3 protein-coding genes are annotated in these 3949 nt (G+C 31.0%); all 3 read left to right on the top strand.

Annotation, left to right across the window (positions count from 1 at the left end; all coding sequences use genetic code 11):
- The first annotated feature begins 317 nt into the window (after positions 1-317).
- The 3 genes from KPL37_RS19130 to KPL37_RS19120 all read left to right on the top strand — a co-directional run bounded on the left by KPL37_RS19130 (position 318) and on the right by KPL37_RS19120 (position 3641).
- Positions 318-677, top strand: a complete 360-nt coding sequence (locus KPL37_RS19130; protein ID WP_216151666.1) for a DUF1540 domain-containing protein — start codon at positions 318-320, stop codon at positions 675-677.
- 124 nt (positions 678-801) lie between these two features.
- Complete coding sequence (gene rlmD / locus KPL37_RS19125; protein WP_216151665.1) at positions 802-2187, top strand: 23S rRNA (uracil(1939)-C(5))-methyltransferase RlmD; 1386 nt, start codon at positions 802-804, stop codon at positions 2185-2187.
- A gap of 206 nt (positions 2188-2393) precedes the next feature.
- On the top strand, positions 2394-3641 hold the full coding sequence (locus tag KPL37_RS19120; protein ID WP_216151664.1) for a hypothetical protein: 1248 nt from the start codon (positions 2394-2396) through the stop codon (positions 3639-3641).
- The last annotated feature ends 308 nt before the right edge of the window (positions 3642-3949 follow it).

Here is a 3949-nt window from a genome sequence, read left to right as displayed (position 1 = left end):
ATGAATAAATAATTTTTAGTTTTGCCAGGAGCCGTATGCGAGGTCCGCACGTACGGTTCTGTGAGAGGAAAGAAGTCGGAAATTTATTACCGACTTTTACCTACTCGATTCATTTACCATAATATAAAATATTTAAAATAATTATGTATATATAAAAAAAAATTGGTTATAATTATAAGTACAAGTAAACAACATGGCAACTGATTTCTTTTAAAGCACCTATATGGTGCTTTTTTTTTATCTGTAGTATAATAAAAAGTAAAGCAAGGAATTATAATAAAATATAATATTGAAACCAAATAATTGGAGGAATAGATATGAGAGGAACTCTAAGTTGTACTGCTATAAATTGTGTTAATAATATGTCGGGAATATGTTCAGCGGCAGCTATTAATATTTTAGGGTCAAATGTTCATAGTAGCGCGGACACACAGTGTGAAACATTTGCTGAAAAGGGGTTAAAAAATTCAATTAATAATGTGCTTAATATGAATGTTATTGGAGAGATTAAACAAGCATTTAATGGTGATAAAATACAAATGAGCCCAAGAATTGAATGTGAAGTTAAAAATTGTGTTCATAATGAAGATGATGTATGCAAGGCACATAATATTATGATATATGGTAGAGGTGCTTTGAAGAGTGAAAAAACAGAATGTGAGACGTTTAAAGAATAAGAAAAATTTAAATAAAGAACTAAGTATTTTTTCTTTGCATTTGCTATAAAAGCATCTAGAAAAAGATTCTAGATGTTTTTAGCATGAGAAAAATAGCATTAGATAGAAAGTTGGAGGAGAATAAATGAAAAGAAAACTTGAAAATTATATTATTCCTATTAAAAAAAATGAAGATTATACGATAATAATAGATAACATGGGATATGAGGGTGAAGGTGTAGGTAAAATTGATGGCTTCACTGTTTTTGTTGCGGGAGCGATAGTAGGCGAAAAGGTGTTAATAAAAATTGTTAAGATATCTAAAAATTTTGCCTTTGGAAAGTTACTTGAAATAATCGAAAAATCTATAAGTAGAATAGAACCAGTATGCAGCATATATAAAAACTGTGGTGGTTGCAACTTGCAACATATAGATTACGAGGCACAATTAGATTTTAAAACCAATAGAGTAATACAAGTTATAAATAGAATAGGAAAATTAGAAGAAGTAATTGTCCACCCAACCCTGGGGATGGAGTCACCATATAATTATAGAAATAAGGTTCAATTACCTTCAAGCAATAAAAATGGGGAAGTAAAAATTGGTTTTTATGCGGCAAGAAGTCACGACATAATTAACATGGAAAACTGCTATATTCAAGATAGTGTAGCGGATATAGTAGTAAAACTAACAAGGCAGTGGATAAAAGAGTTTAATATACAATGTTATAACGAAGAAAATCATCAAGGAATTTTACGTCACGTTATGATTAGAAAAGGATCTAAAACAGGACAAGTTATGGTTGTGTTAGTTACAAATGGTAAAAGCCTTCCTTATAAAGAAGAGTTTATAGCAATAGTTACTAAAAAGATTAAGGGGATTGTAAGTGTAATACAAAATATTAATAGTGAAAAGACTAATGTAATACTGGGCGAAAATTGTGTTACGTTATGGGGTAAAGATACAATAACTGATTACATAGGAGAATTTAAATTTGAAGTTTCTCCATTATCATTTTTTCAAGTTAATTCAGTTCAAACAGAGGTACTATACGATAAGGTACTAGAGTATGCAAATTTAAGCGGTGGAGAAGTGGTACTCGATGCTTATTGCGGTACAGGTACTATCTCATTGTTTTTATCCCAGAAGGCTAAAAAAGTTTATGGAGTAGAAATAGTACCACAGGCTATTGAAAATGCTAAAATAAATGCTGATGTAAATAATGTAGAGAATACAGAATTTTTAGTAGGAGAGGCAGAGATAATTATTCCAAAGCTTATAAAAGATGGAGTAAATGCTGATGTGGTTGTAGTTGACCCACCAAGAAAGGGTTGCGATAAATCTCTACTAGAAGCCATAAGTCATATGGGCCCTATTACTATAGTTTATGTTTCTTGTGATCCAGGTACATTAGCTCGTGATTTAGGAATTTTAAATGAACTTGGATATATTACTAAAGAAATTCAGCCTGTAGATATGTTCCCTCAGACAGCACACGTTGAGTGTGTTGCAAGGATAGAAAAAAGATAAGAATGTTTTACCCGCGTGGTAAGTGCCTTTTATGTTCCCTCAGACGAGAGTTTGGGGGAGTTTTTTAATTTAAGAGCATTTGCATGTAAAAATATGTTCTAGAGCTAACATACTATAAACAAACCATAATAATCAATATTTGTATTTAATATGGTATAATAGAATGATATAAGTGTTTATATTTTGCATAAAAAGGGAGCGATTAAATGCAGAAGATTAATGAAATTAAAGTTGGAATAGGGTTTGCAACTGGAAGAAAAAGCTTCCAAAAGGTACTTAGAACTAACATAAGCAATTGGGAAGAATCTGGTTTGGTAGAAAATAAAAGGATAAGTTTAAATGTTTTTGTGGCATATGATCTTCATTATAATAAAACTAAAGTTACTGATTACACAAATATACATCCAGATTTGGTTAAACGGATTGATAGTAGCACTTTTATTGGAAGTGTATCAACACAAGAAGAAATTGACTATTTAATTAGAGAAAATGTCATTACACTTGAAGAAACTAAAAAGATTTTTGGTAAGGGGTATGCAGCCAAGCGTAATGCGGTGCTATATAATGCTATAAAAAAGAATATGGACTATCTGGTGTTTCTAGATGATGATGAGTACCCGATGGCAGTGACCAATACACATGATACCGCAATTTGGGGAGGTCAATTTGTTCTGTCAGAGCATCTTAAAAACATTAAAAATGCGGACATTACCCATGGACATCACTGTGGGTATATATCGCCTATACCATATATGGAGTTTAACGATATCATGACTGAGGGAGATTTTAGATCATTTATTGAGGCTATCAGTAATGATATAGTTAATTGGGATAGTTTGAAAGCGGTTATGAAAAACGGAGGAATAACTTATGCTGATACAAGTATACTTACTAGCCATGATGCTGTAGAAGTTATGGAAAAAAACCATTCTAAATTTATATCAGGGGCCAATTTGTGCATTAATCTTAAAAATCCTAAGCGCATTTTCCCGTTTTACAATCCACCAGGTGCTAGAGGAGAAGATACGTTCCTAGCTACATGCCTAAGCGATAGAAAAGTTCTACGTGTGCCATGTTACACATTTCATGATGGATTTTCTACATACAATCACCTTTTAGAGGGTGTTCTCCCAATAAGACTCAAGTTTATTAGGGCTGATAACGAGAAGGTTATTACACGGTTTTACAATGTGTGTATAGGGTGGATTCGGTATAAACCATTATTGCTATATATAACACAGCCAGATAGTTATGAGGAAAAGATTAAAGATATGAGACAAGAGTTAAAAGCTACGTTACCTAAAATTTGTGAATATTTCGGAAAACCTGAATTTATGAATATTTTGTCAGAACTAGAGAAATACCATAGAAATGTAGAAAAACATCATGAGGAATTTCTTGAAACACAAATTATTTGGAAAAAAATTATGGAACACTTTTCAAAAAACAAATAATGATGTGTTTATAAATTTAACATAAATACAGCTATAAAACTCAAAAAGCTCCTAGGTATAGTACTTAGAAGCTTTTTTAGTGTGCTTATATAAAATGTAGTAAATATAAGCATATGAATAATATTGTACTTATAAAAGTCATTTGTGAGAAAATTAAGAATTGAAAAAAATTTACGAATGATATATAATTAAAAAATAATTGAGTAGTCACGGAAACTAATATGTAAAACTTGAATTTGTATGAAGTAATATCGAACTATAATTTTTGTGTTAAGAGAGCAGTTAGTAATAAAAATAGGCATAGCAAA

Source organism: Clostridium frigoris (assembly GCF_018861865.1).
GTDB lineage: Bacteria > Bacillota > Clostridia > Clostridiales > Clostridiaceae > Clostridium_AD > Clostridium_AD frigoris.
Note: the sequence above shows the minus strand (reverse complement) of the source record. Positions and strands in the feature narration are given on the sequence as shown.